The organism is uncultured Flavobacterium sp. (assembly GCF_963974175.1).
Lineage (GTDB): Bacteria > Bacteroidota > Bacteroidia > Flavobacteriales > Flavobacteriaceae > Flavobacterium.
Window position 1 is genome coordinate 524669 of record NZ_CAXBBR010000001.1, and the last position, 22479, is coordinate 547147.

Sequence of the window (22479 nt, forward strand, 5' to 3'; positions counted from 1 at the left end):
ATGGACTTACTAGAAAATATAGACAAGAATAATTTGCCCCAACATTTAGCCATAATAATGGACGGTAATGGACGATGGGCAAAACAACAAGGTTTACTTAGAGCTTTCGGGCATGAGAGCGGAACAAAATCCGTAAAAATCATCATAAAAACCTGTGCTAAATTAGGTGTCAAAAATTTAACCCTCTATGCCTTTTCGACGGAGAACTGGAACCGACCTAAACTGGAAGTGGATACTTTAATGAAGATTTTGATAAAGTCATTAAAAAAAGAACTCCCAACACTTCTGGAAAACAATATAAAATTGAATACGATAGGTAATTTAGAAAAATTACCCCAGTCAGCTCAAAAGGAACTCCTTGATGTAATAAACAAAACTAAGGATAATACTCACATGACATTAACATTAGCGTTGAGTTATGGTTCGAGAGAAGAAATCGTAAATGCGGTGAAAAACATCAGTAATAAAGTTAAAAATAATATAATTTCAATAGACTCTATTGACGATTCAATTATAAATGAGCATCTTTACACGCAAAATTTACCGGATGTAGATTTATTAATAAGAACAAGCGGAGAACATAGAATAAGTAATTTTCTACTATGGCAAATAGCCTATGCAGAATTATATTTTACTGATGTATTGTGGCCAGACTTTAAAGAACAGAATTTATATGAGGCTATCATTAGTTATCAAAAAAGAGAACGTAGATTTGGAAAAACAAGTGAACAAATTAAATAATTTTTTAGTGTTGAATAAAAGTATAAAAGCAGTCCTTACCCTAGTTTTACTAGGTAGTTTTTCACAAATTAAAGCTCAAGAAAGAGTTCCTTTTGATCAAGGTCAAAAATACATATTAGCCGATGTTGTCCTTACTAACAAAATCAGTTTCAATGACCAAACGGTTGTAACTTTTGCTGGACTTGAAAAAGGACAGGAAATTACAGTTCCTGGAGAAGAAATCAGTAGCGCTATTAAAAAGCTTGGGAAATTGGGTCTTTTTGACGAAATTTCATTTTACATTAACAGAATCGAAAATGACAGCATCTATCTTGATTTAGAAATCAAAGAATTGCCGAAATTAAATAACGTGAAGTTTGTTGGGATTAAGAAAAACAAAACGGAAGCTTTAATTAAAGACAACGGACTGACAAAAAGCAAAGTAGTTAACGAAAACTTAATCACCACGACAAAAAACTACATAGAAAACAAATACAAGAAAGACGGATACTACAATACCAAAGTTAACATTAACATTGTACCAGATACATCAACTGTTAACCAGGTAAATATGGTTGTAAATATTGACAAAGGTGAAAAAATAAAAATTGCTGAAATTGATTTTATTGGTAACGAAAAATTATCAGATAAAACTTTACGCAAAGCGATGAAAGACACCAAAGAGAAAAGTATCTTTCATGTATTGAAGGCTTCAAAATTCATAAAAGCAAAATACAAAACCGATTTAGAAAAAGTAATAGCTTCCTATAAAGAAAAAGGATATAGAGATGCTAGAATAATTTCTGATTCTATTACTTATCTTAAAGATAAAAACGCATTATCTATAAAAATTAATGTCGAAGAAGGAAATAAATATTATTTTGGAAACATTAAGTTTTTAGGGAATACCGTTTATCCAGATCAATTACTAAGCAGAATAGTTGGTGTCAAAAAAGGAGAAACTTATAATGGAGTACTTCTAGAAAAAAGAATAGCAGACAAGTCAAAACCAGACGGAGAAGACATTACAAATCTATATCAAAATAACGGATATTTATTTTCAAACATCAACGCAGTTGAAGTAAGAACTGTTAACGACACGATTGATTTTGAAATAAGAGTAAATGAAGGTCCACTAGCCTATTTTAATAAAATTACGGTAGTAGGAAATGACAAAACAAATGATCGCGTTATTTATAGAGAGTTAAGAACTAAACCTGGAGAAAAATACAGCAAAGAATTATTGGTTAGAACTATTCGTGAAATTGGGCAATTAGGATTTTTTGACCCAGAAGCAATCGACCCTAAATTTAAAAATGTAGATGCTTCAGCAGGAACGGTTGATATTGAATACAATCTTGTTGAAAAAGGATCAAGCCAGATAGAACTTCAAGGAGGTTATGGTGGCGGTGGTTTTATTGGTACTTTAGGACTATCTTTCAACAATTTCTCGGCTAGAAACCTACTTAATAAGGACGCATACAAACCTTTACCTATGGGTGACGGACAGAAAGTATCTTTAAGACTTCAGGCAAGTACGTATTTTCAAACCTATAGTGTTTCGTTTTCTGAACCATGGTTTGGACAAAAGAAACCGGTTTCATTTAGTTCTTCCATATCTTACAGTAAACAATTTTTAAACAATTATATTACTCAAAGTGTAGACAAAGATAAAAGTTTCAATATCCTTACACTATCTGTGGGATTAGCTAAAAGATTAACAGTGCCGGATGACTTTTTTGTATTATCACAATCTATTAGTTACCAACATTATGATTTGAACAATTATAACACGGGGTTATTTACATTTGGAAATGGAGCTTCAAGAAACTTAGCGTACACCATTGGATTATCTAGAAGTAACAAAGGGGTGAATCCGATATTCCCAACTTATGGTTCAGAATTTAGTATTTCGGCAAAACTAACTGCTCCATATTCTCTTTTAAACGGAATAGATTATGCAACATTAGGAGACAAAGAAGAATATAAATTAAAAAACACTACCGACAGATCAAATCAAGTAGATGCAAACGGAAATACAGTTAATATTGGTGATTACATTGATGCTTCTGGAAACAAAGTTTTCAACTACCAAGATGCAGCTGCTGACCCAGCATTAGTAGATCAAAAGAAATTTAATTGGTTAGAATATTACAAAATTAAGTTCAAAGCGGATTGGTATACGAAAGTTTATGGTAAATTAGTACTACGAACGTTAACTGAATTTGGATTCCTAGGCGCATACAATCAAGATAGAGGTGTTGTACCATTTGAAAGATTTTATGTAGGAGGAGATGGATTAGCTAATTACTCAATGGACGGAAGAGAAACGATTCAGCTGAGAGGATATCCTAACAACTCTTTGACACCTATAAATAGTGTAGGAGAACAAATTGGAGCAACGGTATACAATAAATTCTCTATGGAATTACGTTATCCAATTACCTTAAAATCATCTGCATCTATATATGCATTAGGATTTTTAGAAGCAGGTTCATCTTATGCAGATTTTAAAACATACAATCCATTTGATTTAAACCGTTCTGCGGGAGTTGGATTACGTGTATTTATGCCAGCATTTGGATTATTAGGTATCGATTTCGGACATGGTTTTGATGCTTTACCGGGGCTAAGTAAACCGAATGGATGGGAAACCCATTTCATTATTGGACAGCAATTTTAAAAAAAATTGAATCACGATTTTCTAATACTATAAAGTTATGAGAAAACATTTTTTAGTACTATTTTTAGCTTTGATTGTAGTAAATACAATTCATTCGCAAACCAGAGGAACAAAATTAGGCTACATTGATATGGAGTATATTCTACAGAATGTCCCCAATTATGCCGAAGCAACTGTCCAGCTGGAGCAAAAAGCACAAAAATGGAAACAAGAAATTGAGACCAAGAAAATCGAACTCAATAAAATAAAAGAGGCTCTTACTGCTGAAAAACCTTTGCTTACAAAAGGATTGATTGAGGAGAGAGAATTAGAAATTAAGTTCCTTGAAAATGAAATGCTGGATTTTCAGCAAAAAAGATTTGGCGCTAACGGAGATTTGATGATGCAAAAATCTGTTTTGGTTAAACCAATTCAAGACCAAGTATTCACCGCTGTTCAAGACATCGCAGAATCACTAAAATACGACTTTGTTTTCGACAAGTCTTCTGATTTAACAATGCTGTTTGCTGCAAAAAGATTTGACATAAGCGACCAAGTATTACGCGTACTGAACAGAGCAGAAAAAAGGGAACAGTTGACAAAAAAACAACTTGAAGCTCAAGAAGCGAAACAAAGCAAGGAAGACGCTATTGAAGACAATCCTTTCTTAGCTGAAAGACAAAAAATACTGGACGATAAAAAAGCCACAAGAGATTCAATTATTGCAGGTCGAAAGTTAGCTCAAGAACAAAAGAAAGCAGACTTTGAAGAAAAAAGACAAAAAATGCTTTCAGATAGAGAAGCGAAAAAAAATGGCACGGTTTCTGCCTTATCTAAAACAGAAGACGTAAAAGCAAACACATCAAATGTTGATGCTAATAAAGAAGCAGCAAAATCAGCAGCCGAAGATGCAAGACAAAAACAACTTGATGCAAGAACCAAAATATTGGAAGACCGAAAAAAAATAATTGAAGATCGCAAGAAAGCTGCAGAAGAAAGAAGAATACAAGTTCTGCAACAAAGAGACTCGATTAAGAAGGCCAGAGAAGAACAATTAAAACTAAAACAATAAATTAATTACTAAATATTTTAAAAACGATGAAACAGATTAAAACTTTATTAATTGCTGCAATATTCATTTTAGGAGCAAATCAAACAATTAGCGCACAAGCAAAAACGGCTCACGTAGACGTAAGTGAAATCATGGCTAAAATGCCAGCTATGTTAGATGCTCAAAAGCAATTAGAGAAATTAAGCGGAACTTATGATGCCGATTATAAAAAAATGGTTGAAGAATACCAAGCGAAATTAAAAAAATACGAAGCTGAGTCTGCTACTGTTTCTGACGCAATAAACGGAGATCGTTCTAAAGAAGTTCAGGACATGCAAAAAAGAATTGTTGATTTTAGAGATAATGCTCAAAAAGAATTACAACAAAAAGAATCTGATATTGTAAAACCATTAATGGAAAAAGTAAGAACTTCAATCCAAAAAGTTGGAAAAGCAAAAGGTTTCCAATACGTATTAGACGGTTCTACACTTTTACTTGCTGACGGTCCTAACTTGACTGCTGACGTGAAAAAAGATTTAGGTTTCTAGAAAATCAAAAACTCAATATAAAAATACCGCTCACCCTTTTTAGGATCGAGCGGTATTTTTTTTGTCATATGAATTATTTAGGATTATTAATCCATACCACTTAACTTTGTTTTGATGGATAACAACCAACCAATAGGTATTTTTGACTCAGGCATTGGCGGCACTTCAATATGGAAAGAGATTCACCAGCTGCTTCCCAATGAAAAAACCATATATCTTGCAGACAGCAAGAACGCTCCTTATGGCCAAAAATCGAAAGACGAGATTATCGCCTTGAGCATGAAAAACACTGATTTATTGCTAAAAATGAATTGCAAACTCATTGTCGTAGCCTGCAATACTGCTACAACAAATGCTATTAGAGAACTAAGAGAAAAATATGACATTCCTTTTATTGGTATCGAACCTGCAATAAAACCTGCTGCCACGAATTCAAAAACACAAACGATAGGCATTCTGGCTACACAGGGAACTCTTATCAGTGAACTTTTCAACAAAACGGCACAACAGTTCCAAAACACTAAAATAATTGACCAGGTAGGTCATGGATTAGTACCCCTTATCGAAAGTGGAAAAATGAATTCTCCAGAGATGACACAATTGCTTCACTCCTATTTGACCCCGATGATTGATGCGAATATTGATTATCTAGTATTAGGTTGTAGTCATTATCCCTATCTAATTCCGCAAATAAAAGCAATCCTCCCAAATCATATCCAAATAATTGATTCAGGAGAAGCGGTCGCTAAACAAACGCAGAACGTTTTAAAAGAAAAAGTGGGCTTCACAACAGAAAAAAATAGCACACCCATTTTCTACACCAATGCAAATCCAAAGGTATTAAGGGAAATTTTAGAAAATAAATATGAAGTTATAGAAAAGGACTTTTAATTAGTCGAATTTTCTTTTAACAAACCATATTGCATCTAAACTTAAATTGACAGATATTTTATGATAATTTTCTTTAATAAGACCATTACTTATACTCCCTTTTTGACCGTAAGAATAGGTCAGGTTTAGCGCAGAAAAAGTTCTATTCTCCACAGGTAAAGATACACCTACCGAAAAGGCTACATTGCTAATTCGTTTATTATCAATTTGTAGAAATCCTGTATCATAATTAAAACCAGTCGAATATTTTATTCGATCAAAATAAGTACGAATACCATTCGTTTTATTATAAGAAAAACCCATTGCAAATTTATCTTGATTAACATAAGTACCATACAAATCAGATTGGTTTGTGCTGTTCCACAAACTTTTTGAATAATCCATCGTTAAATTTAAGTTGTTTTTAAAAATTTTACTAAATCCTACTCCTACTTCTAAAGGCAAGTAATAATCATTAACATCATAATCTGCATCCGTTTCAACTGTTGTAGAAGTAAGCGTAGAGGCATTATATGAAACAACAGATTGGGTTTTTGAAGCTTTAACTTGACTTGGTGATTTAACATTAACACCAAATGCCAACGTAGAATCAATTTGCACCTGCCCCCCTAATGAAACTCTTGCTCCATTATAATACGAAGTTTTATTTATTGAAGTTACTGAATTTGCAACAGTATAACTTCTATCGTCAGTAATGTTACCAAAAAGAAAATTCGTTGAAAGACCTAAAGCTATTTTTTTTCCAATCTTATATCCATAGGAAAGACTAACATCATTTAAACCACCCGAACCTGCAGCGTCTAAAACATAGCTCTCAGTACTATTTTCAACAGGTAAAACTAAATTTGATATTTTATAGGTTGCGCTAGAATACGGTTTCAAAGCTAAACTAACAGCTGATTTAGATGTGACTGGAAAAGCCAAAGCAATATGTGAAAATTGAATATTATTTCGACTTTCCTTATTAGAACCATTTTCATAACTGGAAAAAATTGACTTACCACCCACATCAAATAAAAAATGATTTTGAGACATAAAACCCAAAGAAGCTGGGTTTAGGTTATTAATCGAACTTGACGAAGGCAATGCTATACCAGAAGATCCAATGGAAGCATTAGATCCAAAATCAGAATCATACAAACTACCCAGTCCATAAATTGAATACGGTGAACTAGATATACTTTGCGAAAATGCAGTCGTTACCAAAAAGATAAAGAAACCGGTAATTACTATTTTATTTTTCATTTAATAAGAAATATAATAAATTTTCAATTGAATTTTATTGTTACTATTTTTTTGATCTCCCAACATCACTCGATTTACTGATTTCAAAATATTAGGTATCGTTAATATTAATGATAACTTAGAATCAGAATTTTTAATCATTTCGTTCTGTAAAAAAGCTCCAATGGAAACCTTATAACCAATATATTCGTTAAACTCATCTGTTTGGGTATTTAAAACAGCGTAGGTAGCACTACCCGTGTTATTTAAAGTTCCGGTTACCCTATTGAGCTTATCAGCCACAAAAACCCTTAAAGAATCAGGTAAAGAATAGTTCTTATCTGAGTAGGTGTTTTTTATTGGCTTGATAATCAATTCAGCATCAACAATAGCGCCTTTTTCTGAAATGTACTTTAGCTGCTTTATATTAGGAAAATCAATCCTACAAGCAATACCCGTACCTGATTGAATATATGCTTTATTCCCTGTCTTAACACTTGACAGACTACTTGTAAAACCAGGTAAATCACTAATTTGTGTTCCAGCTCTATCTAAACTTATATTATTAAATTGCTTTGCCACATCCAGAATACCAAAATCCATACTTAAAGACTCTTCTGTATCGCCTAAATATTTTGAATAATACAACCGAAGTACGCTGGAACTACTAAACCCAACTACACTACTTGAATTAGTTGAAGTTGATTTAATAGTCAATCCTTTGAAGTACTCTGTAAATTCATCAAAATTAGTTATTTCACGTTTTTTTATTCTTTGGAAAAGAGCTTCTCCAAAAACATCACTAACTTTTACAACTACAGTATCCTTACTTATAGGCTTTGGTTTAAATGAAACTGATCCTAAACTTTCTTTGTCAAACGCAAGAGTTGAGCTATTGTAAAAATAATAATCATCATCAGCCACCTTCACTTTTTCAAGCAAACGATGTAAACTAATTGTTTGCACTGATGTGGTATCTCCATAATAATATTTATCTGGCCTCAAAATCATTCGAATTGAATCAAAAACATAATTTGGAGCATAAGTATCTGAACTACCTGTTTTCAAAGCATAAGACGAACCAGCTAACTGAAAATAACTTTCAGATTTTACCTTTCCAAAATAAGGATCAACATAATTTCCAACTAAAATTCTACTTTGACTAGAAGTGATTAAGGAATCCAAATTAATTGTTGAAACATCAACAGTTAAAGTGTCGACTAATACCACTTTATTACTTACCGACAAATAATCTGACCCTACTACAAACTCTCCTGTATCTACATCCGAATCACAAGAGGTTATCAAAGCTCCAAGAAAAAGCACTAACAATAACTTATACATAAAAGTTTTTTAACAAATATAGCAGAGCACTTTTTATACTACATTATAACATATACCATTCAAAGTTTTATGTCTATAAAAAGCTATAAAACATCTATAACTTCAATTACCGAACACTAATATTGATTCAGCCATGCAAATGACTCATTAGTCTATGGAATTAGGGAATACATATATCTTCTTTTTTTACATTAGATAATGCAACTACTTTTGAAACAATAAAAAAAAATATGAGAATAAAGATTTTTACAATCCTATTGTTTCTGTTTTCTATTCTAAAAACAAGTGCTCAAAACAGCTACTCTTTAGATTTAAATACAAAAACAGCACCAACCGAAAAAATAACAAGAAATGAAACTGAAGTTGGTTTTACAGTTTCGAAAAAAATCAATTCAAAAAACACCGTAACCAATACAGTACGATATACTAAAATAGGAGTGAATTATGAGTTAGAAAAATATGCTTTTCAAGACAATTTTACTGATTTCTTAAGTATAGCAAATGATTTAACAATCAACCACGATATCAACGAAAAAACGAGTTTTACTCTTGATATAAAACCAACAATCAATTTTGAAAAAAGCATGGAATTTTCAGATTTACAATTATTAGGAGCTTTAAAAATAAATTACAAATTCAATGAATCAAACTCTATATCCGCAGGGGTGCAGCGCAGTACGATTTTTGGAAAAACAAGTGTACTACCCACCTTTTCCTATACCCAGCAGATAAATCAAAATACAGTTGCAGTAATTGGATTTCCAAGCTCAATAGTTTCTTATTCGAATAATAATAGAAATACATTTTCAATAAAAAATGACTTTCAAGGAGCTATTTACAATTTAGACAGTAAAGACTTAGATGATAATTATAACAAGGCAACAAAAATGACCTACTCACAAATGGCCACAACATTTGAATATGTACGAAGTATAGACACTTACTGGTCTATCAACTTCAAAGGAGGATATGGATTCAACAACAAGTTTTATCTCACAGATAATGCCGGAAACCTAACCTACAATTTCAACAATAATAACGGATATATTTTCAACATAGGTATAAAATTCAAACATTAATAAAACAATAAACATATGAATATTTTAAGAAAAGGAATGATAATGTCTACTCTCATCATGGGATTAGTATTGGTTAGTTGCAGTAACGATGAAGATCCTGACTTAGTAGGAAACTGGGTAAAAAAGTCATCTTTTGATGGACCAGCAAGATCAAGTGCTACAAGTTTCGTGATTGGTAGTTATGCTTATGTAGCGACGGGTTACACAGGTGATGAATATTTAAAAGACCTTTGGGCTTACAATTCTGACGGTGATTATTGGGAACAAAAAGCAGACTTCAACGGTGTAGGACGAAGCGCTGCTTCAGGGTTTGAACTGGATTCAAAAGGATACATCGGGCTAGGTTACGATGGAACTAATAAATTAAACGATTTCTACGAATACGATCCAATAAGTAATACTTGGACGCAAAAAGCTGATTTTGCTGGAACAGCTCGTTACTCTGCAGTAGGGTTTCAAGCCGGTGGAAAAGCCTATTTTGGAACTGGATATGATGGAAATTATCTAAAAGACTTTTATCAGTACAGCCCAACAGCTAATACTTGGACCTTAGTAAATGGTTTCAGCGGAAACAAAAGACGAGGAGCTAGCACATTTGTAATCGATAATAAAGTTTATTTAGGATTAGGAGTAAATAGTGGTACTTACCAAGTTGACTTTTGGATGTTTGATCCAGCAACAGATACCTGGACAAGAAAACGAGACATCGATCAAGACGATGACGATGATTACTCTTACAACGACGATTATGTAATTGTAAGATCTAATGCGACAGGATTTTCAATGAATGGATACGGCTACATAGGATGTGGAGAAAGTACAAGATCGATTTGGGAATACAACCCAACTGATGATATATAGGAAGAAAAAACTTCTCTTGAAGGTTCTGCAAGAACAGATGCAACAGGATTTGCAATCAACGAACGTGGTTTTATTTTATTAGGAAGAACTGGTTCTTCATATTTTGATGATTCATGGGAATTTAAACCATTTGACGAACAAAGTGATGATGATAATTAATTCAACTAAAAAATTCTTCTGGACAAAAATCCAGAAGAATTTATCCTTTCGATCAACAATAACAAAGCTACTTTTAGTATGTTTATTTTTATTTATATCTTGCAAAAAAAATGAGGACTTAAATCTAGCTTCCTTAAAAACGCAAAATGGATGGGGTTATGTCATCACATTAGAAGAAAAAATTATCATAAAACAGACTGTAATTCCTGTTATTTCTGAAAATAAAAGTTTCAAAACAGAGGAAGAAGCCCTTAAAGTAGGTCAATTAGTTTTAGAGAAATTGAATTCAAATTTATCACCTACAGTAACAAAAAAAGATTTACTTCTATTATCTATAAAAATCTAAATGACCTTAAACGAAATTAAAAGCACCGAAAAGAACAACATATTAATTCATTCTGTAGTATGGTGCTTTTTTATTTGTTCCTCACTGATTCAATTTTACGAAAGTCCTTTCTACATAACCCCTGATTTTTTTATTCAATGGGGAACAGGGATTGTATTATTTTATCTCAATTACTTCTATTTTGTTCCTAGATTACTTTTACAAAAGAAATATGGCTACTATTTAGCGATTGTGCTTTTAATTATTTTTGTATTTATGGCTTTTCGAGTGACCTATACAATTTCTGAATTTCGAGAAATGCCTCGCCCTAGAAACCTATTAACTATTGAAAACGAGTCAATGCGTTTAGCCCCACATTCTGGAGATAAACGTCCTTTTATTTTTAGGCTTTTACCAGCTGTCTTCTATATATTCATACTGGCCTGTAGTATCGTAATAAAAACATTATCTGAGATTTATACAAGTCAACAAAACAAACTAGTAGCGGAAACTCATAGAACTTCGGCCGAATTAAATTATTTAAGAAAACAAACAAATCCTCACTTTTTGTTTAATGCCCTAAATAGTATTTACTCCTTAGCTTATAAAAAATCAGATCTCGTTCCTGACGCCATTGTTACCCTATCAGAAATGATGCGATACATGCTCTATGAAACTGATAACAAATCCGTTTTTCTTGAAAAAGAATTAAACTACATTAAAAACTATATTGAGTTACAAAAGCTTCGATTGAGTAATATTGAAAATATTTTCATAAATATTCATGGAGACACAAAAAACAAGTATATCGAACCCTTATTATTAATTACATTTATAGAAAATGCTTTTAAATACGGAACGGATTACAAGGGCGTGACTTATGTGAAAATTAAAATTATAATAGAAGAGAACACATTAGACTTTTGGATTGAAAATAAGATTGAAAACTATATTAAAGACCCCAATAATTCAGGCATTGGCATGACCAATATGGAAAACCGTCTTAATCTTTTATACCCAAATGCGCACAAACTAACAATTATAGAAACAACTGATAAATACAGTCTGCATTTAAACTTAAAACTCGATCAAATAAAAGAATAAAAGCAATAATTAGAAGGGCTTATTCACCACTAAAATTGAAATAAATGAAATGTGTTATTATAGATGACGAACCATTAGCTGTTGATTTAATCAAAGAATTTGTTAGCAAGGTGGAAACACTCGAACTAGTAAATACCTTTAATAATGCTATTGATGCTTTAGCTGTGATTAATCACACAAACGTCGATTTGATTTTTTTAGACATAGAAATGCCTCATTTCTCTGGTATAGATTTTATAAATGCATTAGATAAAAAACCACTTATAATTTTCACTACTGCCTATTCTAATTACGCTGTAGAAGGATTTAACTTAGGTGCAGTTGACTACTTGGTAAAACCAATCCCGTTTCATAGATTCCTAAAATCCGTTTTACGAGCACAACAAATTTTTAGTCCACAAGCATTTTCTACTCCTGCAGCTCTAATTTCTACTCCAGAGATAGAGCAAGATTTTATGTTTGTACGAGCTGAATATGAAAATGTTAAAATTAATTTTGTTGATATTTTATATATCGAAGGACTTAAAGACTACGTCAAAATTTATACTACAGATAATAAATACACATTGACACTTATTAGCCTTATAAAACTCGAAAATTTACTTTCTTCAAAAGGATTTTCTAGGATTCACAGATCGTATATAATCAATATAAAACACATAAAGTCAATTCAGAAAAACAAGGTTCTAATTGCCGAAAAAAGGATTCCGATTAGTGAAAGCTACAAAAATTCATTCTTTGAAAAGATTAACTTATAATTCAATAACTACTCTTCTTTGAACCAACCCGAATACATTACATAATTATTCGAAATACGTTCAATCTCACCTGCAAAATCTGATTGATCGATGTCTTTCACTTTTCTGGCAGGAACGCCAGCCCATATTGATCCTGACTCGACCGTTGTATTTTGTGTTATAACAGCACCGGCAGCAACGATAGAATTACTCTCAATTAAACAGTTGTCCATTACTATCGCTCCCATTCCAATCAACACATTATCTTTAATCACACAACCATGAACTATTGCGTTGTGTCCAATTGACACATTATTACCTATGATTGTAGGATGCTTTTTATAGGTACAATGAATGACCGCTCCATCTTGGATATTCACCTTATTTCCTATTTTAATGAAATTTACATCTCCTCTAATAACGGCATTAAACCAAACACTACACGATTCTCCAAAACTCACATCACCTACAATAGTGGCGTTTTCAGCCACATAACAATCCTCAGGTATAAGAGGTGACTTTCCGTTGACAGATTTTATTAACATTAAGTATCTGAATTTAATTAATGGCAGGACATTTACATTCGTATTTAACGGGTTTGCAAAATAAATTGATACCCAATGTAATCTGGTGATAGCCTCCGTCATCAAATTTGACAGCGCCTGAAACATGTGAATACGTGTACGCAAACATGAAGTTATTGAAATTCACACCAACAATCGGCGTGATGTATTGTAATTTTTGCTTTGAGATACCATTGCCATCAGTGTATTGCGCACCATCAAAACTTCTGCGATAAGACAAACCTCCCCAAAGTGTTCCGAAATCCATATTTTTATAAGCCTTCATGTTTACATCAATGGACTTCTCTTGCGTTTTTTCAACAAGTTGGAATAGTATGGATGGCTCTAATAATATTCTGTCAAGATCTCCAAAAACGTAACCGGCACTCAATAAATATTTTCGTAAATTATCACTTTCGTACTCCGTATAAATATCTCTTCTCGTTTCGATAGCATTTTTCACTGTTCCGTGTGCATAAAAATCTAAATAATTGTAAGATACACCAATATCTACATTAAAATAAGAATCTTTTTGCACTATTGTTCCATCAATAATAGGATCAAAGTCTCCAGATTGTAAAAAACTAGTTTCATCTAGTTGACTCTGAATCAAACCACCGCTAATACCAAAGGACAATTGGTTCAAATCAATTTCATCTCTAGAAAACATAAGGTGATAAGCATAGGTAAGCTTCACTCCTTTTTGAGAGTGATATCCATTCTTGTCATTGAAAAGAATAATTCCTGCTCCCGCTTTTTCGCTAACCCTTCCATTAAAACTTAAAGTTTGAAGTTCCGGAGCATCCTCTTGACCAAACCACTGCTTTCGAGCTGTTAATCTTATTTTCGCGCAATTTGCCGCACCTGCCATAGAGGGATGGATCAAATAGTAATTATCTGATAAATAATCGGAATAGACTGCTATCCCTTCTTGCGAGAAAGTATATGATGATACAAAGAAAAGAACAATTAAAAATTTGATTTTTATATACATTGAAATACTATTAAATAATAAATGAATATTAATGCACTTAAAAAAATGACATAAACCCACCCAGACAATTAAAATAAAGTTAATTTATTCATTAATAAATCAAATATAGTTAATCGTAGAAAATAACTTTACTAAATTTGTAAAAATTTATAAATATCATGACAAAAGTTACCATAAAAGAAACACAAAACCCAACTATACTTAAATTTGAATTTGAAGATTTCATTACTCAAAATGAAAGTTTTGAATTTAAAAACATAGACGAGGCAAAATCATCTCCACTTGCACAGCAGCTGTTTTATTTGCCGTTTGTAAAAACAGTATACATCTCCGGAAACTTCATCGCCATAGAAAAATATAACATTGTAGAATGGGAAGATGTAAAAGATGCCGTAGCAGAGCAAATAGATACTTTTGTTAGCAATGGAGGGACAATTATAACAATCGACGAAAACAAAACAAAAAAACAACCTATAACCGTTTATGGAGAAACAACTCCTAATCCGGCTGCCCTTAAATTTGTTGTAAGTAGAATGTTGACTAAAAACGCTATTGAGTTTAAAAACATCGACGATACTGCTGCTTCTCCCTTAGCAAAAGAGTTGTTTAAATTTTCTTACGTAAAAGAAATTTTCATTGATGAAAACTATATTTCTGTTACTAAATATGAAATCAACAACTGGGAAGAAATAACATTAGAATTAAGAAGTTTTATTAAGCAATTTATCGAAAACGGAGGAGTCGTTCTTGATGAAACCATGCTTGGTGCTACTGAAAAAGAAGAGAAAACTAAAACACAGGAGTTTGACAATCTAGACGTCACTTCCCAACAAATCATCAATATTCTTGAAGAATATGTAAAACCTGCTGTTGCAGCTGATGGTGGAAACATTGTTTTTGATTCTTATAATGAAAATGATAAAATTGTAAAAGTAATACTTCAAGGTGCTTGTAGTGGCTGCCCATCTTCAACATTTACATTAAAATCCGGTATTGAAAACATGTTAAAAAGCATGCTTAATGATGAGCAAATTCAAGTAGAAGCAGTAAACGCATAAATAAGCCAGACAACAACAAGTAACGCAACCTACTGACATTGTATTATTTAAAAAAAAGTAACACGCTTTTTAGTACGTTTTTTCGAAAATAATTACTAAATTTAAGTTCACTTTAAAAAATAGAAATTATGTCAGTATTAAAAGTTATTGAATTACTTGCCAACTCAACGGTTAGTTGGGAAGATGCCTCGCAAAAAGCGATTACAAAAGCTTCAAAATCGTTAAAAAACATAAAGTCGGTCTACATTAAAGATCAAAGTGCCGCTGTAGTTGAAGGGAAGATCTCAGAATACAGAGTTACCCTTAAAGTGACCTTTGAACTTGAATAGTTAAAAGTAAAAAAAGCGTTTCGTCAGAGACGCTTTTTTTATTTCCAATAGTTTTTTAAAAAACGAAACAAAGACACCCAAAGTGCTTATCGTTTATTTTTAAATAAAAAAAAAGCTTTAGATACTGAATATCAACTACATATTAATAAATAATATCTTTTCGCATAAAAAAATTGATTATTATTGTAGTCTAATCTAACACTAACAACCATGGGAGTAACATCATTTTTTAAAAACTTATTTGGCTCTGCCAAAGAAACCACTAGTGAATTGGCCGACAAAGCAGAACTGACTTTAGAATATGCAAAAGAAAATGCAGCACCTTACATAGAGAAAGCAGATGCATTCGTAGAGGACTCAATAGAAAAAGCCAAAGAAGCTGCTACTCCGATAATTGAAAAAGCCCACGATTACGCCAATCAAACAAAAGAAGCCGTTAGCGAGTACGCTGAAGAAGCTGGCGATATTTTAGGGAACATTGTTAATACAGTAAAAGAAAGTACCGCTGAGGCCGTAAAGAAAACAGAAACTTTCATCAAAGAAAGCACAGAATCTCATTCTGATATACCAGAAATTGAAAGTTCTTTAAATAACGAAACCCCTTCAAAAGAATTTAGAAATAGAATTGAAGAAGATGCTGATTAGTCATTTAATAATAATTCGTATTTTTGCCACATAAACACAAACCTTCTCTTTAGAGAGGGTTTTTTATTAGCTTAAAAATGTATGTAGACTCAAAATACGTTACGGATTATGCCAGTAACTTCTTAAAAGTTTTTATTGAATATTCGCCAAATCTAATTTCTGCATTTCTTATATTATTTATAGGACTTTATGCTATCCGAATCATCAATAGACTGATACGAAAGATAATGATCAAGAGGGAACTGGACCCTACGCTGACAAAGTTTCTCGCCGATATTCTTCTTTGGGTTTTAAGAGTACTATTATTTGTGACGTTCATATCAAAATTAGGAATAGAGACTTCCTCTTTTGTGGCCATTCTTGGTGCAATGGGACTAGCTGTAGGATTGTCACTTCAGGGATCGCTTTCTAATTTCGCAGGAGGAATGCTAATTATTCTTTTTAAACCATTCAAGGTAGGACACACAATAGAAGGGCAGGGAATTTTTGGTACCGTTAGTGAAATCCAAATTTTTGTAACCAAATTAATTACCCCTAACAATCAAACCGTATTTATTCCAAACGGTGTTCTCTCTAACGGAACAATAACCAATTATTCTTTGGAAAAATTCAGAAGAGCTGATCTAACCTTTGCGATTTCTTATGATTCAGATATTAAAAAAGCGAAAGATTTAATTCTGTCAATTTTAGATAACAACCCAAAAGTACTTCAAACACCTAAACCGGAAGTTTTTGTAAAAAACCTAACCGATAGCGCTATTGAACTGGCAGTACGTCCTTGGGCAAACAGTGCAGATTTTGGTACTGTCTTCACTGAAACTTTAGAAAATTGTAAAACAGCTTTTGATGCTGCAGGAATAGCGATACAACCTTATGTAAAAGAAATATCTAAAGTTGCAGACTAACTGCTATACTTGTTTTTTTGCCGGACTTACCATAAAATCTTTCAGGTAAAAAGGTTCGAAATAAGCGACATCAACAGTGTCGCTTTTTTTATACTTCTCAAAACTAAGAAGACTCATTTCGTTTGCTGAAGGATATTTGATTTCTTCCAGAAAAGAAAAATTTTCTTTGGTCAAAACAGTCTGTGCTTTCTCAGCACAATCTCCAACAAAATAAACCGTACCTTCTAACTCTTCAAATGAATTTTCAGTTAAAATTTCGGCTTGAGTTTCTCTTTTTCTCTCTAATTCAGTAGTAAATATCGCGCTATACACTTCCATTCTTCTGGCATCAATCATCGGAATAATCAATCCATTAGAAACAGTCGCCTGAGCAGCTAATGTTTGTAAAGTATCTACTGCTATTAAAGGAACCCCTAACGCGTAACACAGGCCTTTAGCGGCAGAAACACCTATGCGGAGCCCGGTATAAGATCCCGGACCTTGACTTACCGCAATCGCAGATAAATCCTTATATACAATTCCCGCTTCTTTTAAACTTGCTTCAATAAACACATGCAATCGTTCGGCATGTGAGTACCCTTCTTCTGCAATTTCATTACAGACGACGGTTTCTCCATCTTTAGCGATTGTTACCGAGCAATTTTTAGTTGACGTTTCGATGTTAAGAATATAGGTCAATACTTTTCTATTTAAGATCCAAATTATTTATTGGCAAAAGTACAAATCTAAACTAAAACTATTTGCTTTTTTCTTTATCGTTTTCTGATTTCACATACACCATATCACCCGAATTCAAATCTTTTGAAACAGTCGTATACGGTCCCGTAATCACAACATCTCCTTTTTTAAGACCGCTCTTCACTTCAATATTAGTATCATCTTGAATTCCGGTTTTAATAACGCGTATTTTAGCTTTATCTCCAACTTTCACAAAAACACATTCGAATTTTTTGTCGCTCTTAGGGGCTTCTTTTTTATCATCCGAAGGCTCCATTGCTTTTACATCGCTAACCGCTGCGGTATCTGATTTCACAACCACAGCACTTATTGGCACTGCCAAAATATTCTTCTTTGTTTTAGTAATAATATCAACTGTCGCAGTCATTCCTGGTCTAAAAGGAGAATAAGCCGCAGGCTTTCCTTCTAATAAATCCATATACGATTCTTTAAGAATTCTTACTTTTACTTTAAAATTAGTTACTTGATCTGCTGTTAAAGCTGAACTAGCAGAATTAGAAATACTGGTAACGATACCTTTAAATTGTTTTTTCAAATAAGCATCAACTTCCACCTTAGCGGCATCTCCTACTTTTATTTTTACAATATCATTTTCGTTTACATCTACTTCAACTTCCATATTGTTCAAGTTAGCAACCCTCAAAATCTCAGTACCTGTCATTTGTTGCGTCCCTAATACTCTTTCTCCCAACTCTACATTAAGCATCGAAATAGTCCCGTCTGCAGGAGCATAAATTATAGTTCTCCCTAAGTTGTCCTGAGCTTCACTTACTGAAGCAGAAGCACTTTTTACACTAAAATAAGCAGACTCCTTCGTGGCTTTAGCTACTTCAAAAGACGCGATTGACTTATCCCAATCAGATTTAGAAATAATCCCTTTTTGAAATAACACTTTATTTCTTTCGTAGCTTGATTTAGCCTCTCTAAACTGAGCTTCTGCCTGAGTCAATCCTGCTTTTGATCCAGATAAACCTGCAATTGTTCTATTTAAACTAGACGTATATAAATCCGGATTGATCTTAACTAATAAATCTCCTTTTTTAACTACTTGTCCTTCGATAACTGGCAATGAAATAATTTCCCCAGAAACCATAGACGAAATTTTAACCTCAATTTCGGGTTGTATTTTACCGGTAGCCGAAACCGTTTCCACGATTGTTGTAGCATTGACTACAGCAGTTTCAACTTCCTTCCCTTTATCTTTATTTCCAATAACTCCAGTTTTTGAAAGTATAATTAATAAGGCGATAATACCAATAGCACCACCTATTAAGAGATAAATTGTTTTCTTTGACATAATGTATTAATTTTTAATGATAGGAATTCCAAAATAGAATTCTAATATTTTGATTTTGAAAATGTAATCGTATTTAGTCCTAAGCACATCAGATTGTGCTGTAGAAAGTAAAGTTTGAGACTGGTTTAAATCGAAAGAGTTCATCAAGCCAACATCAAATTTTTCTTTTGCATAATGGTACGCTTCCTGTCTGGACTCTAAAGCTACAATCGATGATTCATGAGCATTTAACGCCCCTTTTGCATCCGTAAATGCAGTATAAACATTTCTTTGCAAATCTAAATCTTGTTGCTCTACGGCAATTTTGGATTTCTCCAAGTTTACTTGAGAACGCTCTACATTATTCTTAGCTGCAAATCCATTAAACACAGGAATTGTTAATTGCGCTCCAAACGATTGTCCCTTATTATCTCCGAACTGACTAAAAAACGCAGGAGGAGCTTGAGTTCCTATCACATTTCCGCTATTATCACGCAAAGCAATATCCGCATATGAAATTCGAGTATTGAAGTTGTAGAACCCCCTTAAAGTGGGTTGCAAAGCTCCTTTTGCGATAGCTACATTTTTTTCGGCTATTTCTAAATTAGTTTGGGCTATTTTCAACTCTGTTCTTTGTTCCTTCGCTTTATCATAAATAGCAATTGGCGTCTGCAACAATATACTATTTTCATCTTTAGCCTCCGTATCATCTACAACATCAAAATCCTGAAAATTATCCAATTGTAATAACTGTGCTAAACTTAGCTTAGAAATCAACAATGAATTCTCAGCAGTAATCACTTTTTGATTGTCGGATGCCAAAGTAGCTTTAACATCTAATAAGTCTCCTTTAGGTATCGTCCCCGCGTTAACTAATTCTTGAGAACGAATTAATTGCTTTTGATTAATACTCATTTGATCTGCTTGCACTTTTAAATTTTCCTTGTTAAAAAGCACTTGTAAAAAAGCATTTGCAACATTGAGCGCAATATCCTCTTGCATTTTTAACAATTGATATTTAGCCGCAACTATAGAAAGATTTGCTCTTCTAAGAGTATTTTGGTTTTGTAAACCTTTATAAATATCAACTCCTACGTTTGCCCCAATTGAAGTAAACTGCGTCGTTTGATTTTGCAAAAGTCCCGTCGTAATATCTTGGTTTAAACCAATATTCCAAGAATGCGATGCGTTACCATTTAATGAAGGAAGAAAACTCCCAACTGCTCCTCTTTTATCAATGGTCGATGTTTTAATATCTAACTCCGTTTGTTTGATCGAAATATTATGCTCTAACGCATAATTTACGCACTCGCTTAATGTCCACTTTTTAGATTGGGCATTAGAAGGCAAGCAGTACAGCAGCAATAGAATTAAACTAAAATAGATTTTATTTGACATGTTTTTTTGAATAAATTTTAATGTAACGGCTACCCCAAAGCAACTTTTACGTTTCATGAATTTTGAATAAAAATACAAAATCTCAATGGGTTTAGCCTATCCTTTAAAATAGGTTAGACAATTAAAACATCCTTTTGTTACAAAAAAACAAAAAAATATATTTCTTTCACTAATTTTGCACCTTCAAATTAGAACAAATGCCAAAACCTGCTTCACTCCTACTTTTTGCGTTCACCTTTATGCTTTTTATTAGCTGCTCTCCCTCTCAAAAAATAACCTCATTAAAACCGGAACCAGATGACGCTAGTCCTTTGGTATATGAAAACACTCCTTCTTTTATTACATTACCGGTTACAGTGAAGCTAAAAGACATTGAAAACCAAACCAACGCACTTTTAAACGGACTAATCTACGAAGACAATACTATCGAAGATGATGATATAGAAATGCAAATATGGAAACTAGCCCCTATATCAATAGAAAATACCAATGAAAAGTCAGGAGACAGAATCAAAACTACCTTGCCTCTAAAAGTTCTCGTGAAATACAGGATAGGAACAAAAACACTAGGTACTGAATTTTACAAAACCCAGGAGTTTAACCTTAATGGAGTAGTAACACTAACAAGTGATGTTAGTTTGACTAATTGGAAATTAAATACCAAAACAGAACTGAGTTCTTTAGATTGGAATGAAAGTCCTACTACGACTGTTTTTGGCAAAAACATTCCAGTTACCTACTTGATCAACCCAGCGATAAGGTTATTCAAGTCCAAAATCGAGCGAAAAATTGATGAAGCAGTAAGTAAATCAATGAATTTTAAACCAAACGTACTAACCGCTTTAGAAAAAATATACGTCCCTTTTCAGATCAATGAGAACTACGAAAGCTGGTTAAGAATCGTTCCTTTAGAAATCTATACGACTGCATCAAAACTAAAGAAGGATGAATTTTCACTACAAATGGGAATGAAGTGCAACATGGAAACTCTGATAGGGCAACAACCCGAATCCAAATTTGATTTAAATAAAATCATCTTAAAACCAGTAACTAAAATTCAAAATCAAATTTCAGCTAATATCGTTGCTGTATCTACCTATAACGATGCTTCTAAAATAATGAAGAAAAATTTTGCTGGACAAGAGTTTGAGTCAGGAGGAAAAAAAGTAAAAGTACAAGATGTCGAAATTTGGCACAAAAACGGCAAAATGGTTATTGCCTTAGATCTATCAGGATCCTTAAACGGTAAAATTTATTTATCTGGATTTCCGCAATACGACGACAAGTCTAAAGAAATATATTTTGACGAATTAGATTATGTTTTAGACACTAAAAACAAATTAATGCGAACTGCAAACTGGCTCGCCCAAGGATTAGTTCTTCGAAAAATAAAAGAAAATTGTCGATATTCCATTCAAACTAATTTAGATGAAGGCAAAAAGACTATGATGGGCTATCTGAAAAATTATTCCCCTCTGCCAGGTGTTTATGTAAACGGAAAGATGGAAGACATACAGTTCCGGAAAGTACAATTAACAAATAACGCAATAATCGCTTTCATCAAAGTAAATGGAGAAATTAATATTTCCATTGATGGATTAAAATAAAAACGAATCGCTTTAATCCAATTTTTTATTTTTTCTTATTCGATACACACCATAACCAATTCCCGCAACCAGAATGTAAGGAATTGCCATTAGATAAACAATACCGTCATTAACCGCCTGCGCCTGTACATTATTCTCTTTACCTCCTAATGCTGCCCTACACATAGCGCATTGTGCTCCAACATTTAGAGAAAAAAATAAAGAAAGAATAAAAAATAATACTGTAATTCTCTTTTTCATAACCCTTTTTTCCAGTTTCTT

General features: G+C 32.9%; 23 protein-coding genes. 15 read left to right on the plus strand and 8 right to left on the minus strand.

Going from position 1 to position 22479, the window contains the following annotated elements; all coding sequences use genetic code 11:
• The 5 genes from AAC069_RS02335 (at position 1) to murI (ending at position 5872) form a co-directional block, all read left to right on the plus strand.
• Entirely contained in the window at positions 1 to 741 is a 741-nt protein-coding gene (locus AAC069_RS02335) for an isoprenyl transferase (protein WP_091083333.1), read from the plus strand.
• Positions 674 to 3403 carry an outer membrane protein assembly factor BamA gene (bamA, locus tag AAC069_RS02340; RefSeq protein ID WP_339918908.1) on the plus strand — a complete coding sequence of 910 codons (2730 nt, stop codon included), beginning with the start codon at positions 674 to 676 and terminating at the stop codon, positions 3401 to 3403. The genes AAC069_RS02335 and bamA overlap by 68 nt, the downstream gene beginning before the upstream one ends.
• A 37-nt stretch (positions 3404 to 3440) precedes the next feature.
• Positions 3441 to 4454 carry an OmpH family outer membrane protein gene (locus tag AAC069_RS02345; RefSeq protein WP_339918909.1) on the plus strand — a complete coding sequence of 338 codons (1014 nt, stop codon included), beginning with the start codon at positions 3441 to 3443 and terminating at the stop codon, positions 4452 to 4454.
• A 26-nt stretch (positions 4455 to 4480) separates the two neighbouring features.
• Positions 4481 to 4981, plus strand: a complete 501-nt coding sequence (locus AAC069_RS02350) for an OmpH family outer membrane protein (RefSeq protein ID WP_339918910.1) — start codon at positions 4481 to 4483, stop codon at positions 4979 to 4981.
• A gap of 114 nt (positions 4982 to 5095) precedes the next feature.
• A complete protein-coding gene (gene murI / locus AAC069_RS02355; protein ID WP_339918911.1) occupies positions 5096 to 5872 on the plus strand; it encodes a glutamate racemase in 777 nt (258 codons plus the stop codon).
• Here the strand turns inward: murI and AAC069_RS02360 are convergent, their stop codons facing one another.
• On the minus strand, positions 5873 to 7117 hold the full coding sequence (locus AAC069_RS02360) for an aromatic hydrocarbon degradation protein (RefSeq protein ID WP_339918912.1): 1245 nt from the start codon (positions 7115 to 7117) through the stop codon (positions 5873 to 5875).
• Positions 7118 to 8440, minus strand: a complete 1323-nt coding sequence (locus tag AAC069_RS02365) for a DUF4270 family protein (protein ID WP_339918913.1) — start codon at positions 8438 to 8440, stop codon at positions 7118 to 7120. It abuts the gene before it with no gap.
• A gap of 230 nt (positions 8441 to 8670) precedes the next feature.
• On the opposite strand from AAC069_RS02365, the gene AAC069_RS02370 reads away from it, so the two are divergent.
• The 5 genes from AAC069_RS02370 (at position 8671) to AAC069_RS02390 (ending at position 12726) form a co-directional block, all read left to right on the plus strand.
• Entirely contained in the window at positions 8671 to 9519 is an 849-nt protein-coding gene (locus tag AAC069_RS02370) for a hypothetical protein (protein WP_339918914.1), read from the plus strand.
• Positions 9520 to 9534: 15 nt separating this feature from the next.
• Positions 9535 to 10380 (plus strand): kelch repeat-containing protein, encoded by an 846-nt coding sequence (locus AAC069_RS02375; protein WP_339918915.1) that lies wholly within the window; start codon positions 9535 to 9537, stop codon positions 10378 to 10380.
• Between the two features lie 145 nt (positions 10381 to 10525).
• Positions 10526 to 10885: a DUF4907 domain-containing protein gene (locus tag AAC069_RS02380; RefSeq protein ID WP_339918916.1), complete on the plus strand. Its 360-nt coding sequence runs from the start codon at positions 10526 to 10528 to the stop codon at positions 10883 to 10885.
• Positions 10886 to 11968 carry a sensor histidine kinase gene (locus tag AAC069_RS02385; RefSeq protein WP_339918917.1) on the plus strand — a complete coding sequence of 361 codons (1083 nt, stop codon included), beginning with the start codon at positions 10886 to 10888 and terminating at the stop codon, positions 11966 to 11968. It abuts the gene before it with no gap.
• A 44-nt stretch (positions 11969 to 12012) separates the two neighbouring features.
• Positions 12013 to 12726: a LytTR family DNA-binding domain-containing protein gene (locus tag AAC069_RS02390; protein ID WP_339918918.1), complete on the plus strand. Its 714-nt coding sequence runs from the start codon at positions 12013 to 12015 to the stop codon at positions 12724 to 12726.
• Positions 12727 to 12734: 8 nt separating this feature from the next.
• Here AAC069_RS02390 and AAC069_RS02395 read toward each other — a convergent pair whose 3' ends face one another.
• Together AAC069_RS02395 and AAC069_RS02400 are read right to left on the minus strand one after the other, a co-directional pair.
• On the minus strand, positions 12735 to 13250 hold the full coding sequence (locus tag AAC069_RS02395; protein WP_339918919.1) for a gamma carbonic anhydrase family protein: 516 nt from the start codon (positions 13248 to 13250) through the stop codon (positions 12735 to 12737).
• Between the two features lie 13 nt (positions 13251 to 13263).
• Complete coding sequence (locus AAC069_RS02400; RefSeq protein ID WP_339918920.1) at positions 13264 to 14262, minus strand: type IX secretion system membrane protein PorP/SprF; 999 nt, start codon at positions 14260 to 14262, stop codon at positions 13264 to 13266.
• 158 nt (positions 14263 to 14420) lie between these two features.
• Here AAC069_RS02400 and AAC069_RS02405 point away from each other — a divergent pair, with 158 nt between their 5' ends.
• From AAC069_RS02405 to AAC069_RS02420, 4 genes are all read left to right on the plus strand, one after another.
• Positions 14421 to 15320, plus strand: coding sequence for a NifU family protein (locus AAC069_RS02405; RefSeq protein WP_339918921.1), 900 nt, complete (start codon positions 14421 to 14423; stop codon positions 15318 to 15320).
• Positions 15321 to 15448: 128 nt separating this feature from the next.
• The gene (locus tag AAC069_RS02410; RefSeq protein WP_339918922.1) at positions 15449 to 15649 is read left to right on the plus strand and encodes a dodecin family protein; all 201 of its coding nucleotides are present in this window, start codon (positions 15449 to 15451) and stop codon (positions 15647 to 15649) included.
• Between the two features lie 210 nt (positions 15650 to 15859).
• Entirely contained in the window at positions 15860 to 16294 is a 435-nt protein-coding gene (locus tag AAC069_RS02415; protein WP_339918923.1) for a YtxH domain-containing protein, read from the plus strand.
• A gap of 77 nt (positions 16295 to 16371) precedes the next feature.
• Complete coding sequence (locus tag AAC069_RS02420; protein ID WP_339918924.1) at positions 16372 to 17199, plus strand: mechanosensitive ion channel domain-containing protein; 828 nt, start codon at positions 16372 to 16374, stop codon at positions 17197 to 17199.
• A 3-nt stretch (positions 17200 to 17202) separates the two neighbouring features.
• Here the strand turns inward: AAC069_RS02420 and tsaB are convergent, their stop codons facing one another.
• The 3 genes from tsaB to AAC069_RS02435 are packed head-to-tail and all read right to left on the minus strand — an operon-like array spanning position 17203 to position 20611.
• Positions 17203 to 17877: a tRNA (adenosine(37)-N6)-threonylcarbamoyltransferase complex dimerization subunit type 1 TsaB gene (gene tsaB / locus AAC069_RS02425; RefSeq protein ID WP_339918925.1), complete on the minus strand. Its 675-nt coding sequence runs from the start codon at positions 17875 to 17877 to the stop codon at positions 17203 to 17205.
• A 58-nt stretch (positions 17878 to 17935) separates the two neighbouring features.
• A complete protein-coding gene (locus AAC069_RS02430; RefSeq protein ID WP_339918926.1) occupies positions 17936 to 19234 on the minus strand; it encodes an efflux RND transporter periplasmic adaptor subunit in 1299 nt (432 codons plus the stop codon).
• Positions 19235 to 19240: 6 nt separating this feature from the next.
• On the minus strand, positions 19241 to 20611 hold the full coding sequence (locus tag AAC069_RS02435) for a TolC family protein (RefSeq protein WP_339918927.1): 1371 nt from the start codon (positions 20609 to 20611) through the stop codon (positions 19241 to 19243).
• A gap of 197 nt (positions 20612 to 20808) precedes the next feature.
• On the opposite strand from AAC069_RS02435, the gene AAC069_RS02440 reads away from it, so the two are divergent.
• Complete coding sequence (locus tag AAC069_RS02440; protein ID WP_339918928.1) at positions 20809 to 22218, plus strand: DUF4403 family protein; 1410 nt, start codon at positions 20809 to 20811, stop codon at positions 22216 to 22218.
• Positions 22219 to 22230: 12 nt separating this feature from the next.
• Here AAC069_RS02440 and AAC069_RS02445 read toward each other — a convergent pair whose 3' ends face one another.
• On the minus strand, positions 22231 to 22458 hold the full coding sequence (locus AAC069_RS02445; RefSeq protein WP_339918929.1) for a hypothetical protein: 228 nt from the start codon (positions 22456 to 22458) through the stop codon (positions 22231 to 22233).
• Between the last annotated feature and the right edge of the window lie 21 nt (positions 22459 to 22479).